General features: G+C 35.6%; 13 protein-coding genes and 1 pseudogene. 8 read left to right on the forward strand and 6 right to left on the reverse strand.

Features of this window, described 5'->3' with window-relative positions; all coding sequences use genetic code 11:
* Window positions 1-17 precede the first annotated feature (17 nt).
* From C7972_RS09595 to C7972_RS09610, 5 genes and pseudogenes are all read right to left on the reverse strand, one after another.
* Window positions 18-1,460, reverse strand: a complete 1,443-nt coding sequence (locus C7972_RS09595; protein ID WP_146216293.1) for a sulfatase — start codon at window positions 1,458-1,460, stop codon at window positions 18-20.
* Between the two features lie 28 nt (window positions 1,461-1,488).
* Window positions 1,489-3,054 (reverse strand): RagB/SusD family nutrient uptake outer membrane protein, encoded by a 1,566-nt coding sequence (locus tag C7972_RS09600; RefSeq protein WP_110355949.1) that lies wholly within the window; start codon window positions 3,052-3,054, stop codon window positions 1,489-1,491.
* A 3-nt stretch (window positions 3,055-3,057) separates the two neighbouring features.
* Window positions 3,058-6,117, reverse strand: coding sequence for a TonB-dependent receptor (locus C7972_RS09605; RefSeq protein WP_258364810.1), 3,060 nt, complete (start codon window positions 6,115-6,117; stop codon window positions 3,058-3,060).
* Between the two features lie 18 nt (window positions 6,118-6,135).
* A pseudogene (locus C7972_RS24405) lies at window positions 6,136-6,480 on the reverse strand (STN domain-containing protein); the annotation flags it as partial.
* Window positions 6,481-6,650: 170 nt separating this feature from the next.
* Window positions 6,651-7,811: a FecR family protein gene (locus C7972_RS09610; RefSeq protein WP_110355950.1), complete on the reverse strand. Its 1,161-nt coding sequence runs from the start codon at window positions 7,809-7,811 to the stop codon at window positions 6,651-6,653.
* A gap of 118 nt (window positions 7,812-7,929) precedes the next feature.
* Between C7972_RS09610 and C7972_RS09615 the strand changes: the two genes are divergently transcribed.
* On the forward strand, window positions 7,930-8,523 hold the full coding sequence (locus C7972_RS09615) for an RNA polymerase sigma factor (protein ID WP_110355951.1): 594 nt from the start codon (window positions 7,930-7,932) through the stop codon (window positions 8,521-8,523).
* Between the two features lie 178 nt (window positions 8,524-8,701).
* On the opposite strand, the gene C7972_RS09620 is transcribed toward C7972_RS09615, so the two are convergent.
* Window positions 8,702-9,433, reverse strand: coding sequence for a helix-turn-helix transcriptional regulator (locus C7972_RS09620; protein WP_146216294.1), 732 nt, complete (start codon window positions 9,431-9,433; stop codon window positions 8,702-8,704).
* A 266-nt stretch (window positions 9,434-9,699) separates the two neighbouring features.
* Here C7972_RS09620 and C7972_RS09625 point away from each other — a divergent pair, with 266 nt between their 5' ends.
* The 7 genes from C7972_RS09625 (at window position 9,700) to C7972_RS09655 (ending at window position 22,246) form a co-directional block, all read left to right on the forward strand.
* Window positions 9,700-11,607, forward strand: a complete 1,908-nt coding sequence (locus C7972_RS09625) for an RND family transporter (RefSeq protein ID WP_110355953.1) — start codon at window positions 9,700-9,702, stop codon at window positions 11,605-11,607.
* A complete protein-coding gene (locus tag C7972_RS09630; protein WP_110355954.1) occupies window positions 11,594-16,015 on the forward strand; it encodes an aminotransferase class III-fold pyridoxal phosphate-dependent enzyme in 4,422 nt (1,473 codons plus the stop codon). Before C7972_RS09625 ends, C7972_RS09630 begins: the two co-directional genes overlap by 14 nt.
* Window positions 16,016-16,018: 3 nt before the next feature.
* Window positions 16,019-17,107, forward strand: a complete 1,089-nt coding sequence (locus C7972_RS09635; RefSeq protein WP_110355955.1) for a DUF3419 family protein — start codon at window positions 16,019-16,021, stop codon at window positions 17,105-17,107.
* The gene (locus C7972_RS09640) at window positions 17,100-18,194 is read left to right on the forward strand and encodes a GNAT family N-acetyltransferase (RefSeq protein WP_146216295.1); all 1,095 of its coding nucleotides are present in this window, start codon (window positions 17,100-17,102) and stop codon (window positions 18,192-18,194) included. Before C7972_RS09635 ends, C7972_RS09640 begins: the two co-directional genes overlap by 8 nt.
* A 45-nt stretch (window positions 18,195-18,239) precedes the next feature.
* The gene (locus C7972_RS09645; protein ID WP_110355957.1) at window positions 18,240-18,881 is read left to right on the forward strand and encodes a hypothetical protein; all 642 of its coding nucleotides are present in this window, start codon (window positions 18,240-18,242) and stop codon (window positions 18,879-18,881) included.
* A gap of 785 nt (window positions 18,882-19,666) precedes the next feature.
* Window positions 19,667-21,517, forward strand: coding sequence for a sigma 54-interacting transcriptional regulator (locus C7972_RS09650; protein WP_110355958.1), 1,851 nt, complete (start codon window positions 19,667-19,669; stop codon window positions 21,515-21,517).
* 177 nt (window positions 21,518-21,694) lie between these two features.
* Window positions 21,695-22,246, forward strand: a complete 552-nt coding sequence (locus C7972_RS09655) for an OsmC family protein (RefSeq protein ID WP_110355959.1) — start codon at window positions 21,695-21,697, stop codon at window positions 22,244-22,246.
* Window positions 22,247-22,257 lie beyond the last annotated feature (11 nt).

The raw sequence follows: 22,257 nt of genomic DNA on the forward strand, positions 1-22,257 counted from the left end.
CCAAATAACTCTTGTAATTAACGCCCTTTTATCAAGGGCTGTGGATTTTTAATATAAAGAGTTTCCCTAACCTCAGGCCCCTTATTCGTCCATTCTCCAAGTGCAATCCTTTCCTTTTCAGCCATCCCCAACAATTTATGAACAATTTCAGGGTGCTCTTTTGAAACATCAACCGTCTCTCCTGGGTCGTTGTACAAATCGTACAATTGGATTTGCTCCAGTGAACGAATATCCGAGTATGTACTATTGGCTATATTCTTTTTGGCATCATCAGTAAACTCACCTGTTAAATTAAGTTTCCAATTACCATATCTGACTGCTTCTAAATATCCCACATGCCAATAATAGAAAGGTCTAGGTTCAACTTCTTTTTTTGGATTAAAAAAGTATTGGGAAATATCCATACCATCTCTTTTCACCTCACTATCTATATCAATGTTTGCTAAAGAAGAAAAGGTAGCATAAAAATCAATTACGGATGCAGGGGCATTACATGTTGTGCCAGGTTTGATTTTTCCCGGCCACCACGCAATGCAAGGGACTCGAATTCCTCCTTCAGTAGTTTGTCCTTTTTTTCCTTTTAAAATCCCATTACTTGCTCCCCAATGGGGGTTACCTCCGTTATCGGAAGTAAAAATCACTAAGGTGTTTTCGTCGAGATTCTCTTTTCTTAAATATGATAGGATTTCTCCGGTAGACCAACTTATTTCAGCCACTGATGCTCCAAATCCTTTTTCTGGATTTACAGTACGACTATAAAACTCAGAACGTGCGGCAACAGGGTTATGAGGCATTGTATGGGCCAGATACAAAAAGAACGGCTTCTTTTTGTTTTTATCAATCCATTGTATAGCTTCGTCGGTATAACGTTTTGTTAGGGTAGATTGATCAAAAACTTTAAGTTCTTTAGATTGTTGAATAATCTTATCGTTGCGCATCAGTGGTAGTGGAGGGTCTTCCCTCTTTATGACTTCCATATCATTTGAATAAGGCAATCCAAACCAATAATCAAACCCATGTCTTGTAGGAAAAAATTCCGGTTGGTCCCCTAAGTGCCATTTACCAAAAATAGCCGTAGAGTACCCCTCAGCCTTTAAAACTTCAGGTAAGGTAATTTCCTTAGGGTTTATACCTTTTTCAGCCACTGGAAAAAGGACCCAGCGATTTTTAGCATCTAAATCCATATCAACACGTCTGGCATAACAACCAGTCATCAAACCAGCTCTGGATGGAGTGCAAACAGGTGCCCCAGCATAAAAATTGGTAAAACGCAACCCCTCAACTGCCATCTGATCAATTTCTGGAGTTTGATTCCAAATGGATCCATAACTTGATAAATCTGCAAAACCTAAATCATCACAAAATATTACTATAATATTTGGAGGTTTTGGGGTGTCTACAGCCGACACATAAGTCGTTGCTATTAAAAATTGAAATGCTATCAAAAAATAATTTTTCATTATAATAATTTTATAGGTTAAAAAATAACTACCATCCAGGATTCTGAACAAGGTTATTATTAAGCGAAATTTCACTATCGGGAATGGGTAATAAATTATAATATTCCAAATAACCCCCCGGAAATTTTGTTTCAATTATTCCGCCATCATAATTTCGAACTTCATACGGGTAAATGTCCTTTCCAATATTCCATCTCTTTATATCTGACCAATAAAGCCCCTCAAAAGCGAACTCTATTCGTCGTTCATGTCTCAATTTTTCACGGGCTTCTTCTTGTGAAAGTCCTAAAGGAAGAGAGGTTATTTTCACATCATCTCTTTCCGTTCTAATCCTATTAATCAGGTTAATTGCCTCATCAATATTACCGTCGGTTTCAATAATTGCCTCAGCTTTGGATAAGATTACATCTGCGTATCGCATAACGATGTAGTTTAAATCAGACTGTCCAGGGGGAGGAAGTTCAGATTCTGGTTCAATTTGATATTTTCTAGCACTAAATTGTTTTAGTTGGCACCCTGGGTGGTTGTATGCACCTCCTGGGTAAATATAGTTGGGAAAGCGATAACCTAAAAAGTAGGCACCTGGTACGACACAAGTAATTTCCATCCGAGGATCTCTACCTGTATATGGATTGTCAGGATCAATATCTGAACCATCAATCATTTCATAGGCATCAATTAAATCTTGAGTAGGTACATATCTACTCCCCCTTGTAAAACTTCCAGTACCAATTCCCGAATACTGATCGTGCATTGATCCTTGTGAATTTTCGCCGCTTATATATTGAACATCAAAAAGGACTTCCTGGTTATTCTCATTTTCCTTCTTGAACAAGCCATCGTAACTTGGGAAAAGAGCATATTTATTAAGTGCATCAATTTCATCTATTACTTTTAAAACCATCTCAAATTTATTTTGATATAAATAAGACCTCATCTTCATTCCTAATGCCGCTCCCTTTGTAGCCCTTCCAACCTCCGGTGCATCTACCTTAAGCTTGTCAATAGCAATGTCATAGTCAGAAATAACAAAATCCCAGGTGTCTTGGATAGAAGCCCGACTTAATTTTTTCGATTCTTCCGTAGAAATTGTAGATTCTATAATTGGAACGCCCCCATAAGTTTCGGCCAATATGGAATAGGCTAGCCCTCTTAAAAAATGAGCTTCACCTATAATACTGGATTTGGAATCTTCATTCAGTTCTACCGCTTCAATCGCTTCCAAAAGGTAATTTGCCTTGAAAATCAGTGCATAGCATTTAGTCCATCGAAATGTTAAAAAACCATTATCCCCACTAGAAAGTGACCCATTTCCTATTTTTGTAACATTTGTGTTACCCCAATTATAAGAATTAGGGGTCGCGCCATCTAGCATTCCAAAACCAAACATAATCTGATCCCAAATATTACGGCCCTCGCGCAACTCATTATACACACCGCTTAACAATAACTGAATATCAGCTTCATTTTGAGGAAAATTACTCGATGTGATTTTGTCCTCTGGAGTGATTCCTAAAAAATCCTTATCACAACTAATTACAGACAAAAACAAAACACTTAATATTATATTACTTAAAATATTCTTGAATTTCATAACTTAAAAATTAAGATTTATACCTATTGAAATTATTCTGGGAATGGGATAAAAATTACCTCCTGAATCGAATGTATTCCTCTCTGGATCATAACCTTCATAATTTTTATCAACTATGGTAAATACATTTTGCGCATTAGCATAAATATATATTTTATCCATTCCTAACCTAGAATTAATGGAATCATGAAAACTATATCCCATTTGGATATTTTTCAATTTTAAATAGTTAATTTTTCTAACCCAAAAGGAAGAATCAGAATTATCCCATGAGTTATCAAACTTAAAACTGGGCATATCTGTATCAGTATTTTGTGGAGTCCAAGCATCTCTCCACCGGGTTGAGAAAACTCTATTTTCATAAGATATATTTGTAAAACTATTCCTAGTAAACACATTTGCACCTCCTATGCCTTGAAATAATAAGTTCAGGTCAAACCCTTGGTATTTTAAACCAGAAGACAATCCAAATGTGTATTTTGGTATTGTATTTCCCAAGTTTTGTTTATCTTCAAAATTTAATTTACCGTCATTATTTACATCTTCATATCTTAAATTACCGGCCCTTGGTTTTAAACCGTTGGAATGCATATGCGTTAGAGCCTCCTCGTCGGATTGATAAATCCCGTCTACATTATACCCATATAAGGAACGATAGGAATAACCTTCTCTTATTAAATACAATTGATCAGGCGAATTTCCTCCTTGGAACTTTGTAACTTTATTATCTATATAAGTAAGATTACCCCCTACATTGAAACCTAACTGATTTCTTTCAAATCTATGATTGTCAAAGTTTACGATAAACTCAAATCCATTATTAGACATTTCTCCTATGTTTTCAAATGGAGGTGCAACTCCCCCTAGAACTAGAGGAATGGGTAATTGTACAAGAATGTTTTTGGTCGTTTTTTGAAAATAATCAGCTTCTATGCTAATCTTCCCGTCTAACAGACCAAGGTCAACACCAAAATCAATCGTTGACGACATTTCCCAAGTGATATCTTCATCTACCAATGAAGTAACTGCAGCGCCTGGAGAAAAACCGCCATTAAAATTGTAGCTCAAGTCATTACTTTGATTTATGACAGTTAAATAAGGCCAGTAGCTCGATAAATTTTGATTTCCCAATTGCCCCCATGATGCTCGTAATTTTAAATTGGAAAAAACATCCAAATTTTGTATGAATTTTTCTTGAGAAAGTCTCCATCCCGCAGAGAATCCCGGGAAGTAACCCCATCTATTTTTCTTACTAAATCTGGAAGAGCCATCAGCTCTAAAGTTTGCCTCGAACAAATATCTGTCGGATAATGTGTAATTAATCCGACCAAAATAAGAGAGTATATTTAATGCCGTAATATTTCCTTCTCCTTGGACACCTGAAGTACCCGCATCTACTTGAGTTAAGCCTTCTTTTGGCGGATTCGTCCTACGCGCAAAAACATTTTGTAGCTTGTTCGTTTCTACCTGAATACCTGCAACAGCCGAAATATCATGCAGACTACCGTAATTTTCATTATAGTTTATAGTTGAGAATAAATTATTTTGCATACCTGAAACTTGAGTTCTGTTCATCTCCAACCCCTCTCTATTGTAGTTTTTAGTTGTTGTTTCAACACCTGTATCGGTATATCCAAAAACACTAGTGTTGTATTTATCCATTAGTGTCCAATTTCCATTTGTGGAAATCGTGGTTTTTAGAGATAATTGGTCATTAAATATAACGTTAGCATAAACATTAAGTGTCAGGAAGTTTTCTTCAGTAGTTGTCTTCCCATTAGCAGTATCAATCAAAGGATTCCTATTATCATAAAGAAGACTACCATTCTCGTCTATTGCCTGTACCGAGCCAAACCTGCCATCTTTTGTATATGGTGAAATATATGGTGCTGCGCCACTCAACATGGTATATACACGACCTAGGGAACCATAACTGGCATCGGCGTAAGGTTCTTTCGAGTTTCTTCTAACATAATTTACCCTTGCGCCTAAGGTTAACCAATCTTTAACATTTGATTCTACATTAATTCTAGCCGAATATCTTTCTGATTGGGTGTTAGGAATTATTCCTTGCTGATTTAAATAATTTAAAGATATATATGAACTGGTTCTCTCTGACCCCCCTTTTACAGAAATATTGTGCTCCTTAATAGTAGCCGATTTAAACAAAGCATCATACCAATCGGTGTTAGGATATTTATAGGAATCCCCCCCATTTCTAAAGTCTGAAATTAAATCTTCAGAAAATAAAGGACTGCCGCCTCCATTTACTAAAGCTATATTACTCAGTTCCATACTTTCCGCACTATTTGTAATCAAATCGTATGTCCTGCCCAATGATTGGATACCCACATAAGACTTCAAATTTACTTCCATTTCTTGATTACGACCTCCAGTTTTTGTAGTAACTAAAACCACCCCATTAGCAGCTTTTGAACCGTAGATGGCAGCACTTGCTGCGTCTTTAAGTACAGAAATACTTTTTATATCATCTGGGTTTATTTGATCAAAAGAGCCCTCAACCCCATCTACAATAATAAGAGGGTTAGCATTATTTAGAGTACCCCAGCCTCTGATACGTATTTGAGCTTCATCACTTCCCGGTTTACCGGAATTTTGGCTCACCCATATACCTGACGCAGTACCTCCCAGTGCCTGAGAAGCATTAGTTATAGGTCGATTCTCCAATTCCTCATCAAATTCTACCGTGGAAATAGCACCAGTTAAATTAACCTTCTTTTGCGCCCCATACCCTACAATAACTACCTCGTCCAATCCCGCAGCGCTTTCCACTAAGGTTATGGTCAAATTTGTCATTCCATTTAGGTTTACTTCCTTGGTCGCGAACCCAACATAGGATATCACAATAACGGCACTTTCATCTTCAACAGAAATTGAAAAATTACCATCAAAATCGGCTTGAGTTCCATTTGTAGTGCCTTTCTCCAAAATATTTGCCCCTGGCAATGGTGTACCATCTTGATCCGTAATTGTACCGGACACCAAAATTTGAGGTAGTTCAGATGTCACTACACTTTCAACCTCCATTACCGAGGCTTTCATTTTGGCCCTGGTAAGTAATATTTTTCGATCCTCTACCTCATAACGAATACCCTCCTTGCTGAAAAGCAGATCCAAAACCCGTTTAATAGAAACTTTTTTTACACTAATAGATACCTTTCGTTTTAAATTTACCGTCTTTGTATTGAAAATAAATTTGAACTCGGTATTGGCCTCGATTACGTCAATGACCTCTTCCATAGTGGCATTCCCTACATCCAAGGATATTTTGGTTTTCTGGGAATAGGACGAATTGGCCTGCATTACAAAGGATACGGTTATTAAAAAAAGAAGTGACAACTTCATTTTTAAATCAAATTTTAAGGGCCATGGGATTATTTCCCCAGACTTTGGTGGTTTTTTCATAATTTTGAATGTTTACTTGTGGTTATACTTTTAAAAAGGTGTGATCACTTTACTAAATCGGGAAATGTTACAGCATTTTCCGATTTTTCTTTTTTGATTATTTAAGAATAACAAAATGTAAAAAAGTGATTTAATTTACTAAGATGGTCTAGTCCATAGGCATTATTAGTTTAATTGATTATGATTTTGTTCTCTATTATTTTATACTCAATTTGATATACCTTATTAAAATAATTAAATACTTGTTCTATGGTCTCATGCTCCGTTTCAATGGTGGCATTAAAAGTTTCATCTGCCAAATTTTCATTGTTATTTATTATCACCACATTATAATGCCGCTGTAATTTTTGAATAATGTTCTCAAAGGAAATATTTCTAAAAACTAAGTTTCCATTCATCCAGGAAGTGTAAATTGAGGTATTCACTTCCTCTTGGGAAATATTATTGTCGGACCTGTTATAGACGCCCATGTATCCTGGCTTAAGATAAACTTCAGCCTTGTCCCCTATTGTTACATTGGATTCCCTAAGCCCCACTGATCCTTCCACCAAAACTACTTGTGTTTCCCGGTCTTCCGGATAGTTGGAAACATTAAATTTTGTCCCATATACCTGTATATCCAAATCTTGAGCATTAACAATGAAAGCATTTTCCTGGTCATGGGCAACTTCAAAGAATGCTTCACCCGTTAAAAACACTTGACGTTGTTGACCTTTTATAAAATTGATTGGGTATTTAATTGAACTTCCTGAATTTAAGTGCACTTTACTACCATCCGACAGCACAATATTAAATTGTTTGCCATTTGGTATTGTCAATGTGTTATAAACCAATTTCAATTCTTCAACCTGGTCGTATACGAGTTTATTTCCTTGACGGACGCCAACCACCTTTCCATTGGAATTCTGAACATGGGCGGTTCCTTCTTCCGTGATTACTTCAATTTCCCCATTTTCCAATTCAAGGGTGATTGCATCCGTTCTTGGAATAATTATATCGGCTTCGGTATTTTCCAAAATACCCTGTTGCCAAATGATACCCACCCCAATAAAAAAAATTGCAATGGCTGCATATTTCATAACGGACAGAAACCTTCGACTATAGTTCCCCTTTTTCTCTCTATTTATTTCCTTCTGGAGTTCCTCCTTAATTTTATTTATATCTGGATCATTCATTGCCAAAGTGATTGCAAAATAAGTTTTAATAAAGTCCTTATAGACCTGATGATTTCTGTCATCTTCAATCCAGCTGTTAAGAATATCCAAATCCGTTGTAGTTGCAGCTTGGGATAAATATTTAACAATCAGATTTTCTATTTCTTTGGAAATCATTTTTAAGCCTTTCTTTTATACAATACAAGACAGAATTACTATACCCTAACTTTTTTCTTAATTATTTTTTTATATTCACATAATAATTAGTTTTATTTTGCGATATAAATGTCTTTTCATGAATTTCAATGATAATGACGCTTTAATAGAAAACCTTGTAAATGGGAATGAGAAAGCGTATATGTTTCTTTTGGACACCTATCATAGAAGATTAAATGCCTATGCCATAACCTTGGTCCACGATCAGGCCCAAGCTCAGGACATAGTGCAAAACGTATTCTTAAACACTTGGAAATCAAGAAAAAAATTAAAAAAACAATTTTCCATTCAAAGTTTTTTGTACAAGGCTGTTTACAACGAATTTATAAACAGTTATCAAAAAAATAAAGCGATGATGTTATTACAACAAAAGTATGTCGAGGCACTGGGCGAAGTAGTTGAGGAAACTGATGAAAACATTATAGAACGTATGATTAATGTAGTGAACGCTGAAATAAAAAATCTACCCCCAAAGTGCCAAAAAGTATTTATCCTAAGTAAAAAAGAAGGCCTAACCAACATTGAAATATCGGAACATCTAAACGTCTCTATAAAAACAGTAGAAGCTCAAATTACAAAAGCCTTTGGAATACTTAGAGAAAAACTAGGAAAGAAATATGAGATGATAATGTTCCTCATCTTCGGTAGCGAAATTAAAGGATTGGCAAAATAACCAACTATCACAATTATCTATTTTCAGGTCAATGCTAATTTCCGTGTACTTTCCGCAACTTTTTGTACCTCAATTCACACCTAACCCAATAAACATAGGCTTTTAATATTTCTGTATCGGGAAGTAACTGTACCGGGAATGTACTGATATATGTTCAAAAGGATTACAAATAAAAGCACTATAACAAATCGATATCCTTTGCAAATGCGACCAACTGAGGGGTATTTTGGCAATTAAATCTAAATCTAAGGTTTTCAAGATGTTTTTCAACCGTCCGGCTTGAAATATTCAAATCATTGCCTATTTCATTCATGGTTTGTCCATCCGAAATTAAAATGAGTATTTCTTTTTCCCTTTCTCTTATATGATGGTTGTTGACAATATTTTTATCAAGCAATTCATCAATGTTATTTAAAGATGATCCATGAACACTCCAACTCACTATTTTGGGTGGTTTCAAATGCGGTAGATAAGTCATGATTGTACAGGCAGATTTTATTTTTTCATCACGAGTAACATCAAATATTTTTCCTTGTAAAAGGATATGCATTTTATCTCCGTTTTTATGTTGTCCTGCATAAGTGATATTGAGTAAGTGTAAGTCAGGATCAATTACATTTTCTTTTGCCAACTTTATAAGTTTACCACTTAACTCTCCGCACACTTCCCTATGTTCTGGAATTGCCGTGTTAAATATATCCAACATGGTAATTTCCTCATTTTTCATCCCAAAAATTTCAAAGCCATCCGCATATCTTAAATTAAAGTTTGTGTAGTCATAAATAGAAACAGCCTGATTGGGAAATAGAACAAGTCTTTTTTTTAGCGATGCTGCTTCCATAGAAGATAAATCAGTGTAGAGATTGCTTAACTGATTTAAGAAATATTCCGTTCCGCTTTGTTTTTTCAAGTTAAAAATTAAGAAATGTTAGCAAAAATACGGGTAATCCCGTATTTCAAGATACAATAAAAATTGATTACTTTACATAGTTACCTGATAATTAGATACGTATATTTAAAATATTGTCTCGTTAATCATTTTTAAAATTTAGCTTAGACTGGGAATATAAATTTTAAGAGTTTGATTTGTACTAGAATTAAATCTTGAATATAAAGCTATTCCCCTGATCTTCCCCTCGCTTATTAGCCGTTTAAAATTTTAAAGTATCTACATGTATGCATTTCTTAAAATTAGGACTCAAGCTTAGGTTGCTATTCATATTGCTCTACATCTTTGTAGCCTACTTTATTTTGCCAAAGGTTACTTACGACAATTCGATTGGGAGGTGGCTTCCAAAGAGTTCCAAATCAGTTGAAAGCTATAAAATCTTTTTGGACGATTTTGATTCTGATGCTTTGCTAATTTTAACTTTTGATGAACAAGATTCTATCTATTTTGACAATACAATCTTACCAAAAATAGAATCTATCAAAGATTTGGAATATGTTATAAGTGTAACTAGTTGGCCTATTAAATACGTTCAGCATAAAAAGAGAAAACCATTAAATAAAGAGGTATATTTTGTCAAATTTGTGTCCAAATCATACTTAAACCCTAATAGACCAGAACTAATTGAAACCATTGACAGTCTCTTTTACAACATTAAAGGTAACTACCAACTTGCAGGAACAGGGGTTGTACATAAAGCGATAAATGAACAGACCCAAAAACATTCCTCTTTTTACCTACTTATTGGACTGGCAGTTTTAACCATTCTTCTAGTTGTGGTCATTAAATCATTCATAGCAATCGTTCAAACTTTGCTAGTAGCCGTGGCCTCGGTTGCGACTATGATTTATTCCTCAGTTATTTTTGAGGTCCCCATTAGCATGGCCCATACCATTTTGCCAGTTATACTCCTGTTTTATAGCACCTCAATATCAATGCACATTCTTTCGCATGGTGGCGATTTTAAAAAAGTTTTGCGCCCGAGCATTTGGGTGGTCGTAACTACGGCCCTTGGTTTTGCATCCTTTCTATTTAGTGAAATAACCCTTCTAAAAGATTTTGCCATTTTAGGCATATCCGGGATTTTGGGCGTATTTCTGGCAGCCATATGTATGTTTTATCCACAGTCGTACCATTTTCAATTGAACAGTAATTTTAAGATATCAAAAAAGATTCGGCCAATTCGATTTCAAAGCCTTCGTTATGTTTTGATAGCTATAATACTTTTGACAATTCCCGGCCTATTCCTATTAAAGTCAGAAATCTATAGCCTTTCTGTACTTTCTGATAAAAATAAGGCCTATACCGACCATACATATGTTGAGAATGTTATTGGTCCTTATTTCCCGATAGAATACACCGTTGATGAAACGCAGTTAAAGAGAAATTTAGTAAGTAGATGGATTCATGATGTATACCAACTTCATCAAATTGGAGCAGTGATTTCCTATCATAGATTTCCGCCCTCAATAGATAAAATTGCTTTGGGCTATCAATCAAAATCAAATCAAAACATATACCGTATCACCTTTTTTGTACCACTAATATCAACTTCTCAGGGTGCTAAACTCATTCAGGAAATTAATGATATCTCCAAAATACATTTTAAAGATTTCCAGCCGGAACTAACGGGTTTTATGACTTTATATCTGCAAGTTTCCAATGAATTACTTAACGCTTTTCGCAATAGTTTACTATTGGCATTCTTTTTCGTATTCCTTATCATGTTCCTATTTCTTAAAAAAATAAAACTGGTAATGCTTGCAATGTTGGTCAATACCATACCTATTGTTAGCATGCTTGGATTAATGGGGTATTTAGGAATCAGATTGGATATGGTAACTATACCCATTGGTTGCATGCTTTTGAGTATTGTCGTGGACGACACCATTCATTTTATGTATTGGTACAAAACAAAGGGCAGCTGGCAGGAAGCTATTCGTAGATCCAGCCCTGGAATAATACTTACCTCCGTGGTGATCAGTATTGGTTTCGGGGTGCTTTTACTCTCCTCTGCCCCACCAATACGGTATTTTGGTTTACTAAGCTGTTTTGCGGTTATCGCAGCGCTAATTTGTGACATGATGATACTACCGTCCTTAATTCAAAAATTTGTTGGCAATGAACAACCATAGAAATAACTTCTTAGATAACGAAGTGGAGAATTTTGATTTTATACTCGAAACTTCTAAAATAAATTACGCTTTAGACATACAAAATCTGGGAGGTCTTTTATTTGAGGAACTTCCGGATAGAAGGGCGGATGCCAAAATAATATATGGCCATATTGCAGAGAAAGCGGTGAATATTACTTTAGGCGAACTAAGGGCTGTTACATGCTATCTCTTTAAAAGGTTTGAAATAAATAATATTAAGTATGGAGATACGGTTTTGTTGGCAAACCTTGATACATGTTGTGAAGTCTATACTGCGCTTCTTTTTATTGCCTTAACAAGTTATGGGGTAAAGGTTTTTTTACCAATGTATTTAGAAAGGAAAGATTTGACCCACTGGAAACATAAGGTCGATTTTTCAAAAATCATTCTTCCTTCAAGCGAACTATTAAAAAGAACCAAAAATAAAAGGTATAAAAAAAACCTTACCGCCCTTGAGCAGTTCGGATTTGATGAAAATATAACCTTTCTAGACGGTTCTAATGTTTTTGACATAGACGGTCTTTTAATACAAGCATCCAAATTATCCTCTACAGATGATTTAGCTTACGCCAAGAAAATTGTTTCTAAAGTTCTCCCAAATGATATAGCGTTATTAATTACCACTTCCGGTACTTCTGGCCCTTCTAAAATTGTTGTATATAACCACGAATCGTTTATATTGAATATCTCTGCATGGAAGGAGGCCGGACTTTATAACGTGGACAAATTAGGAGGTAGAGGGTTTACTCCCTTATTTGCCCATACCATGGGAATCAGATATTTCTTAAATGCAATTTTTACTGGGCAACCCATAATACTCATAAATACAGATTGGTTTGCAGAAAAACCCGAAGCGGTACACTATTTTTTTAAAAAATTTAAACCAGAGCACATAACCGCTGGTCCTGCGGTATTCAATTTATTAATTGAAATGTGTCGAGTTTTCCCAAGTTTAAAAGCCACTTTAAGACTTAATCTTAAGACCATAGTGTCTAGCGGGACAAGTTCGGATATTGAAGTCCTTAAAAAAATGGAACAAATTTTTAATGTTAAAACCCATAATGCGTTCGGCACTACTGAAACCCAACAAATAACCTCTACTGTCCTATGTAATTCTCAAAATAATTTTCTAGGAAAACCTTTTCCGGGGGTTTCCATTGGACTTAAAAAAATAGATGAAAATGATCATTATCGCCTCTATATCAAAAGTCGCTATGCGGCTTCTTGGTCCATTGGCCATGAAAAAACTGTCATCAAAAACAGGTTTGTTTATTTGGGGGATATTGTAATCTATAAAAACAATCAGCTAGAATATTTGAAAAGAGAACGGGTAGATTTTTTCAATGATGAATTTGGTGTTAAAATACCGATAACAAAAGTGCATGATTATTACCATGAACTTTTTGAACAAGGCCTTCATATAAATCTATATCCATTAAAATTTAATCCAGGCTTAGCTGCTATTGTATTTTTTGATTCTAGTAAGAACAATAAAATTCAATCTATTAATACCAGTGAAACAAAAAAATTAGGCCGTCTTTTTGAAAAAATAAACACAAAACTCCTGAGGGAGTTGGAGCCTATGGAATTTAGCCATAGAACTATACAAAGATTCGCCCTTTGTGATTTGCAGGCCGTAAAAAACAGCAAAGGGCTAATATCGGAGCATAAAATAAAAACCCTTCATGGTGAATTAATTACTGCATTGACCAATGATAATTTACCAATAGGTAAAATTTATGAGATACAAGCCTTAGATGATTCAGAAAGTAAATATGAAAAATATCACAATCCATATGTCGGAAAAGTGCTTGATATATTGGAAATGAACTTGTCTTACATAAAGGCTAAAGGAGATTACCTTTATCCTGAAGGATATTATGATTTTAAAACAATCCTAGACTTAACAGGAGGTTATGGCACTAATCTTATTGGCCATAATAATAAAAAGTTAGTTGAACATGCCATTGGATTTTTATCTTCCAGCCGGATTCCTCTTTCCGATCAAATGAGTAACCAAGGTACACCCGCAAAACTAGCGGAAAAATTGGATGAGCAATTGTCCAAAAGTACCGGAAAATCCTATTACACCTTGTTTGGTTCAACAGGTTCTGAAGTAGTGGAAATGGCCTTGCACCATGCTTATTTAGAATGGAAAGAACGCTTGGAAAAGTTTGAGGACAATCAAAGGGTTCAGTTTGCCCATTTAGATGGAGACTTATTTCGCAAAGTTGCCCAAAGTAATAGGTCAGTTATTGAAGAAACCAGATTAGCCTTTATTACAAATCGTGATGGTTTTCACGGAAATTCCCTTGGGGCGAGAAGTCTCATGGGAGAGAATGAGAAGAAAACTAAGTTCCAAAGGCTATTTTCCATAAAATCCCATTATGTAGACGATGCTAAAGAAGATATAATCCAACAAGTTGAGACTATTGTAAACCAAAACACACTTCACCTTTGTCAATTGTATTTGGAAAACGGGGAGCTTAAAAAAGAAATGTTTCAATTCCCTTCAGTAATAGGCGCCATTCTGGAGCCCATTATTGGGGAAGGTGGCATCCGAGAGATTAATCCGTTGCTACCAAAAGTATTGACCTCCTATGATTTTCCAGTCATTTTTGATGAAATACAATCGGGTTTAGGTAGGTCTGGAACCTTTTTAGCCAGTGAAAACTTTGTAGGGCACTACTACTTGTTTGCCAAAGCTTTGGGGGGTAATATTGCAAAAATATCCTCAATTTCAATTCAAAAAGACCGCTATATCAAAGAGTTTGGCAAATTATATATCTCCACCTTTTCAGGAGGGGCCTTTGCCTGTAGTTTGGCTAGGGAGAATTTAGATATCATCGAAAAAGAAAATGTTCCTAGTATCGCTGCAAAAAAAGGAAAATTGATCAAGCAGCAGCTAATGGAGATTGGGAATAGATTTCCAAGTATAATTGAATCGGTCCAGGGTAAAGGATTGATGATAGGAATTAAATTTTCATCCAATACTAAAAGTTTATTTCCACGCCTCATGAAGCAAAAGAAAGTACTCGGCTACGTGCTTTCGTCTTATTTGCTTAGAAATCATGGACTACGAATATTACCTTCTATTTCGGCACCAAATACCTTACGCATTGAACCTTCCATCCATATTAGTGAAAAGGATATACAAAAAATGTCCTCGGGATTAAACGAGCTATGCTTGCTGTTAAAAAATGAGGACTATTACACCCTTCTGAAACATTTGATGCAAAATGACCCCTTTTTAGATAATAAAGGGGCAACACCAAGTTTAGGGTTTATGCGTACCGACATAGAACCACCTGCCATAAATGCAACACAAGTAGGTTTTGTTGCACATTTTGCCTATCCCATGGAAGAAATGAGAATGCTTTTCAAGTCTTTGACCAAAGCTTCGGATACAGGCTTACTTCTATTATTCTCAAAATTGGCGGGGCTTTTGGAAATGGAACCCTTTATCCTCAACGCCAAAAACTTATATAACGGTAAAATACATTTGACTACCGTAGTACTGCCTTTGGATTCTGCATCGATGGAAAAATTTCACCGTACTGCAAGCCGAAAAAAAATTATACACAAGATACAAAAGGGGGTGGATTTGGCCGCTATGGTCGGGTCCAAATATATCAGCCTGGGAGGTTATAATTCCATATTGTCTGGTAATGGGAAAACAATATTAGCACCGGAAGGCACAAAGGTTTTAACAGGTAACACGCTGACTTCTGTTATCGGATACGCTAATTTTAAACAACATATTCTATCCTTTTTAGATATAAATGAGCCAATAACAATAGGAATTGTAGGTGCCATGGGAAACATTGGAAAGATTTTGGCGATGCGTCTGTATAGGGATAAGGAATTAAACGTTTCACAAATTTTGCTGGTAGGCAATAACCTGAAAAGGCTTCAAAATCTGGAAAAGGAGATAAAATCGAATAGTCCAGATAAGCATATGGATATAATTCCGAGTGTTGATCTTCGCGATTTAAAAAAATGTGATGGTATTTTGGTGGCGGTGAATACCAATGACCCAATAATCAATATAAACCATATGAGTACTACAAAAAAAATTGTGATTTCGGACCTGTCCGTGCCCACAGCACTTTCCGCGGACTTACGTGATTTTCCGAATATATGCATAACACCTTTCAGCGCTTCTATTAAACTTGAAGAAGATCCTGAACAACTAACCACTTCCTGTTCTCCGAGGGGAACCGCCCTTTGCTGCCTTGCAGAAGCAATTTTGAACGGTTTAGAGGAAATTCCGGTACAACTTTGGGGTGAAATAACAATAGATGGATTTGAAAGGGTTGAAAAGGTGGCCAAAAAATATGGTTTTATTCACAAAATCGATAAAATGAAGAGTTATAAAGTCTTTTAATTGATGAAGCATCCCTATGATTTTGGCATCTCACAAGATGATTTCTTAGTTGAGGAAAAAGCATTGCCCATTAATGGCGGCAAACTGCTATGCGTTGCCAGTGGCGGTGAGGTACCCCTTTCATTAATTGCCAAACACACCATGAACATAGATGCCGTGGATGTTTCCATAAATCAAATAAGATTGTGCCGCTTAAAAGTAGGAGCTGTGCAATCGCTCGAACCTCATGAATCGGCAACATTTTTAGGATTCTCCAATAAGAACGAAGTATGTAGAACTACCTATTTTGAGAAAGTCGCGAAAATGCTCCCAAAAGATGATTTGGAGTTTTGGAACAGGAACATATCGCTAATAACAAAAGGTGTAATTGGAAATTCTAGATTTGAAAAGTACCTCTTGTTTTTTTGCAGACTGTTTGTTAGTTATATCGGCAAACGAAAGGTTTTAGAACTTGTCAATATGGAATCGGTGGAAAGCCAGCATGTTTATTTTGATAAACACATAAAGAAATCGCTGATTAAATGGATATTTAGAGTAGTTTTTTCACCTGCGCTATACGGAAATCGTGGATTGAATGCCCAAGGTCTTATTCACCAAAGAGGAAGCCTTGGAACACAATTCTATCTCAAATTTCGTGATTTTTTTACTTCGACTCCTGCTAAGAATAACTTCTACCTTCAATTTTATCTGTTAGGTCACGTTGTTTTTGAGCAAGCCTTACCGCCATATCTACAACAGGATTTTCATGAAAGCCTTCTGAAAAACATAAAAGGGCTCTCCTTTGAAAATAGAACTATTCAAGACAAAGTAAAGCATTTGGATTCCCTTCGGTATACCAATTATGCCCTTTCAAATATTAGTGATTGGATGGAAAAGGAAGAAATGGATTCATTGATGACAACTATTGTGAAAAGAACAGAAGTACCAATACATATTTGCGCGAGATATATACATAGAAACCCTATGACTACTGGAAATCAACATCTTTTTTCCAAAGTTGATTTTGACTTTTCAAAAAAATTTATAGGGGTTGATCGTTTTCCTTTTTATACTATCACAAAAGCCACAACGGATTCTACTATATATGTTTAGGATAAGAAAACTCAATACAAGCCATTACCAACAAATGATCCATATCATGGTAACTTCGCCTATGAAAACTCCGTTTATTGAAGTTTTGTTCGACAAGGGCCCCGACATATCTTTAATTAATGAGGTATGGTCCAATAAATATAATTACTATGGTGTGTTTAGCCATAATCTCTTAGTTGGTTTTGGAAGTCGTCTGGAATATGATGGGTATTTAAATAAGGGAAAATGTAGTTTTTCTTATTTAGGAAACTTTTGCATTCATCCCGATTATAGACAAAAAGGCTTATTTAAAAAGCTAGTCGAATTTATTCTGGAGGAAGCAATCCAGACAGAGAATATATGCTTCTCTATTGTGTTAAAAGGGAATGCTCCAGTAGAAAGGTATTTTAGTAATAAGCGATATCAATTTCAAGGGCTACTAAATTTTAAGGTGTTGGACACCTATGTTACCCAAAGTATTTTGATTACCAAAAGACGAAAGACTAGCGATGATTATCAAATTCAAAAGGCAACAGAACATCATAAAACGCAAATAATCAACCTATTGGTGTCAGAATTTAAAAGAAAAAACTTTGCTCCCATCATTACCAAAAAAACCTTTGAAAACAAAATAAATGGCACCTATAATATTCATTTGAACGATTATATACTAGCTTTTAAGGATAGTAGAATTGTGGGTATATGTGGTGTTTGGAAAATGCAAAAATTAAAACGAACTAAGATTGTTAGATATAAAAGTTGGTTTCAATTGATGCTTATATATTATAAGTTACTTTCCAAAATATTCAAGTATCCTAGACTACCTCATTCAGGAGAGACACTAAAAGAGGTTTACTTGACCGATTTGTTTGTGGAAGAGAACAATCCTGCTATTCTACAAGCTATGCTTTTTAACATCAACAATGAACTTAAAACCAAAAACTATAATCTCATTCACTTTGCTATGAGTAAAACCAATCCATTATTAAAAGCCACTAAACCGTTTTTTGCGGTATCCACTTATTCCAATATTTACGCGACTTCAAAAAATCTTAAATTATTAAGTAATGAAGATGGACATCCCTATATTGATATTGCTTTGATTTGAAAAACTCAAATATTCAACCATAACTTTAACCATAAAATTAAGCTTATGAGAATTTATAAAATCATCGTTTTGTTCCTTGCAATTTCAATATTGACAAATTGTGCATCTGCCTATAAAATGATTAAGCCAAAATCAATTAATTACGTTTCCACTAATGAAACTGAAAGGGTGAAAATTGAATACAAATATGACCTACTTCATAAAAAATACGCCAAAAAAGAATTAAAAAAAGGGGTGACACTTGTCGCCATTAAAATAACAAACAACTCTGATAGAGATCTAAAGTATGGTAGTGATATCAAACTAACTTACGAAAATGGAGCCGATATTAATGTAATGGAAAATGAAAAAGTATTCAAAACCTTAAAGCAAAGACCTGTATCTTTTTTATTGTATTTACTTTTGACTCCTCTAAATATTAATCGAACTGAACTTTCAGATCCACATGAAATCTATGAAGATTGGTTTTATGAATCCAGATCAACCTTTATTCCCATTGGATTGGTTTTAGGTCCAGGATTAGCTTTAGGAAATTTGATCGTAGCTAGCTCTGCAAATAAAAAATTTAAAACCGAAATTTTGGAATATAATATTTGCGAAACAATAATTAAAAAAGGAGAAACAAAATACGGTTTGATAGGGATTAAAACCGACCCATTCAATTCATTAAAACTGAAAGTCAAATAAAACCGTTTTACAACTGCATGCTTCACCTGCAATTTCAGAGTCCACACTCAATGGAATATCAGCTTCACTACTTTGATGTACATTTTGTGAAATTTTCTTGGGCGCAGTATTGGAAGTTTCTTCTTTATTCAACTGAAAACAAATGATTATATTATAGTTATAAAAAAAGTTTGACTCATCTTCATGAAGATTATCGAATTATACCCAAAAATTGCACTTCACGTTGATTATGTGAATGTTAGGAAATCAATTTTAACAAAATTGTTATAAAACAACTAATTGCTCGGAATAATGAGCAAAAGACAAGTAGGTGGATAAAAGCCACTTTTATAACACTATAACTTAAGCCTATTGCCTTAAAATAATTGTAATTACCCGAACAACATACGGATAAAAGCAATCAAACCAATACACCAAAAGTACACCTTGCACGTCTTTACCCCTAATGTTTTATGAAGTAAAAAACGGTATCGAGAAATAGTTGTGTATTATTCAATATCACTAGGATTGAAGTAATTAAAAATCAATCTCTTATTAGTGATTCTATTTTTTTTATTATCCTATATTGAAACTAAATTATATCACCTTTGTACCTCATAAATAATTGGTGAAATGGAGGTGTAAAATATACACCTCACAAAAGAACCCATCTCCTAGAAAAAAATTACCACACTTCACCTCCCGCACCGCGAGGCATGTAATTGCAATTCAAAAGAACTACATTCTATGGGGGCTACGTTTCAAATTACTATATTTAATCCTTCGGAATAAATCATAATTTTACCATGGACCAACCCGAGCTAGTGAGGATTACTAAATTTCTTTCCAAGGTTTCTTTTTTTTCGGAGGTTTCCCAAGCCTCACTAAAGCATCTATGCCAAGATTTGAATACTGAAACCTTCTTTAAGCGCGATATAATTTTCAAAAAAGGAGACCGGGGCAAATCAATGTACGTAATTCTAACAGGAAAGGTCAAAGTTCATGAAAACAAGCATGTTTATGGATATTTCGGGAAAGGAGAATGTTTTGGCGAATATGCACTTCTAGATAATATGCCCAGATCTGCATCCGTAACAGCAGAAGAAGAAACCAAGGTTTTAAAAATAGATCGGCCACATTTTCTTGATTTAATGGCCAAAGACAGTGGATTTACACAAGGAATTTTATCGGTTTTGATAAAACGACATAGAGACCTGGATACTGCCCAGGAAAGTTTAGCGGCTTCAAAACTTGAAGTTGATTTGGCCAACGCCAAAATGAGTGGCCTTATCAATGGTGCCATGGATGCCATTATTATGTTCGATTCCAAATTCAGAATAATATTGACAAATCCCTCTGCAAATAGATTGTTGGAAAACGATGATGTAGTACAACGAAACGTGTTGTTTTTCTTTGATGAAGAAAGTGCCGCCTTAATAGAATCGTTGGTGAAATCTTGTTTGAACAGCAATTCAAATACACTCAACAAGTACTTGCCAAATATTGTCAAAGTCACTGGCAGTAATGAAAAGGAAACCCTTAACGAAGGAACCATAAGTAAATATGGAAATGAGCAGGAAACTTTCTACACCCTTATTCTTAGGAATATTGAAGCACGTTTGTTGGCCGAAGACCAAATAAATTTTTTAACCAACCAGACACAATACCTACAAGAGGAAATTAAAGAACTTACCAGTAATTACGGTATTTTGACTGAGGATGAAAGCATGACCAAGGTACTAAATCTCATTGAACAGGTGGCACATACGGACGCTACGGTGCTCATAAATGGGGAAACAGGAACAGGAAAGGAACTCGTGGCAAGGGCCATTCATCAAGCCAGTCCAAGAAATAATAAACCTTTGATCCGAATCAATTGTGGTGCCATACCGGCCAATTTAATAGAAAGTGAACTCTTCGGTCATGAGAAAGGTGCCTTTACGGGTGCAACTGCCAGTAGAAAAGGGCGTTTTCTTTTGGCCGATAAGGGCACCATCTTTTTGGATGAAATTGCCGAACTCCCTTTGGATTTACAACCAAAATTACTCCGCGTAATACAGGAAGGAGAGTTTGATCCGGTAGGAAGTTCTGACACCATTAATGTGGATGTGCGTATTATTGCGGCCACACATAGAAACTTACTCGACCGGTCAAGGGTTGGAAAATTCAGGGAAGACCTCTATTATCGTCTAAACGTCTTCCCCATAGAAGTACCCGCATTGCGTCATAGAGGTAGCGACATTTGCTTAATTGCAAGGCAAATGATCCAGCAATTCTCTGCCAAACTTAACAAACCGATCATCCACCTCTCCGAATCTGACAAAGAATTACTGTCATCCTATCAATGGCCGGGCAATGTACGCGAGCTTCAAAACCTGATTGAACGTGCAGTCATTGTTTCCCAAAATGGAACGATTAATTGGGAGACCATTGTTCCGTCCTCCCAAGAAAGTGCAAAATCAAGCCCCGATAAGTCCGATGAACGTATTTTAACCTCAAGCCAGTTAATTGAGTTTGAAAAAGAGAACATTCTTCGCGCCTTGAAAAAGACACATTGGAAAATATCAGGAAAAAATGGTGCCGCTGCTATCTTAGATTTGCGTCCGACCACACTTACCTCAAAAATGAAAGCCCTCAATATTATACGCCCTATCTAAAGTTACGAAATCTCGTGAATTTAATAACGAAATCTCGTAAATCTACGGAATCCCACTATCATATTTAGAATTAAATTTTATTTTAAATCATTGATTTTCAAATATTTAAATGGTTTGGCACGGCTAGTGCATATATCCAAACGGCAATAATGCCAAACAATTTAAATTTTAATAAAAATGATTGAAACAGCAAACATTAAAAATGGAGTAAACGTAGACCAATTAGTAGAAACCATTGGAGCCGTTCAAGGGAATCCTGAATTGGCTAAATTTGAATTCAGATCAAAAAACAATTGGATAGAAGGTGGGCACTGTATTTCCAGCATCAAGAGCTTTTACGGTGTGGGTGCCGAAGACACTTCTAGAGAAAAAGCCTTCACTATGGAGTGTGACCATCCACAAGTTTTGTTGGGAAATGATAAAGCGGCAACTCCGCCAGAAGTTGTACTTCATGCTTTAGGCTCTTGCCTAACAGGTGCCATGGTGTACCACGCAGCTGCAAATGGAATCGAAATCGCAGGAGCCGAATCTTCTTTGGAAGGTGGAGTAGACCTACATGGTTTCCTAGGTTTGGATGCCGAAGTACGCAAAGGCTTCGACGGAATTAAGGTAAGGATCAAAGTAAAGTCCGATGCCTCAGTGGAGCAATTGGAAAACTTGGCAAAATTCTCCCCTGTTTTCGATATGATTACCAATCCCACACCAATTTCCATCGAAATTGTAAAGTAACAATACCAAAA

This window comes from Arenibacter sp. ARW7G5Y1 (assembly GCF_003201775.1).
GTDB lineage: Bacteria > Bacteroidota > Bacteroidia > Flavobacteriales > Flavobacteriaceae > Arenibacter.

Coding starts and splice junctions, on each gene's coding strand:
- C7972_RS09610 (WP_110355950.1), bottom strand. CDS start 7,811: ATGATTTCCAAAGAAATAGAAAATCTGATTGTTAAATATTTATCCCAA.
- C7972_RS09655 (WP_110355959.1), top strand. CDS start 21,695: ATGATTGAAACAGCAAACATTAAAAATGGAGTAAACGTAGACCAATTA.
- C7972_RS09650 (WP_110355958.1), top strand. CDS start 19,667: ATGGACCAACCCGAGCTAGTGAGGATTACTAAATTTCTTTCCAAGGTT.
- C7972_RS09605 (WP_258364810.1), bottom strand. CDS start 6,117: ATGAAAGCCTCGGTAATGGAGGTTGAAAGTGTAGTGACATCTGAACTA.
- C7972_RS09615 (WP_110355951.1), top strand. CDS start 7,930: ATGAATTTCAATGATAATGACGCTTTAATAGAAAACCTTGTAAATGGG.
- C7972_RS09630 (WP_110355954.1), top strand. CDS start 11,594: ATGAACAACCATAGAAATAACTTCTTAGATAACGAAGTGGAGAATTTT.
- C7972_RS09645 (WP_110355957.1), top strand. CDS start 18,240: ATGAGAATTTATAAAATCATCGTTTTGTTCCTTGCAATTTCAATATTG.
- C7972_RS09635 (WP_110355955.1), top strand. CDS start 16,019: ATGAAGCATCCCTATGATTTTGGCATCTCACAAGATGATTTCTTAGTT.
- C7972_RS09595 (WP_146216293.1), bottom strand. CDS start 1,460: ATGAAAAATTATTTTTTGATAGCATTTCAATTTTTAATAGCAACGACT.
- C7972_RS09600 (WP_110355949.1), bottom strand. CDS start 3,054: ATGAAATTCAAGAATATTTTAAGTAATATAATATTAAGTGTTTTGTTT.
- C7972_RS09640 (WP_146216295.1), top strand. CDS start 17,100: ATGTTTAGGATAAGAAAACTCAATACAAGCCATTACCAACAAATGATC.
- C7972_RS09625 (WP_110355953.1), top strand. CDS start 9,700: ATGCATTTCTTAAAATTAGGACTCAAGCTTAGGTTGCTATTCATATTG.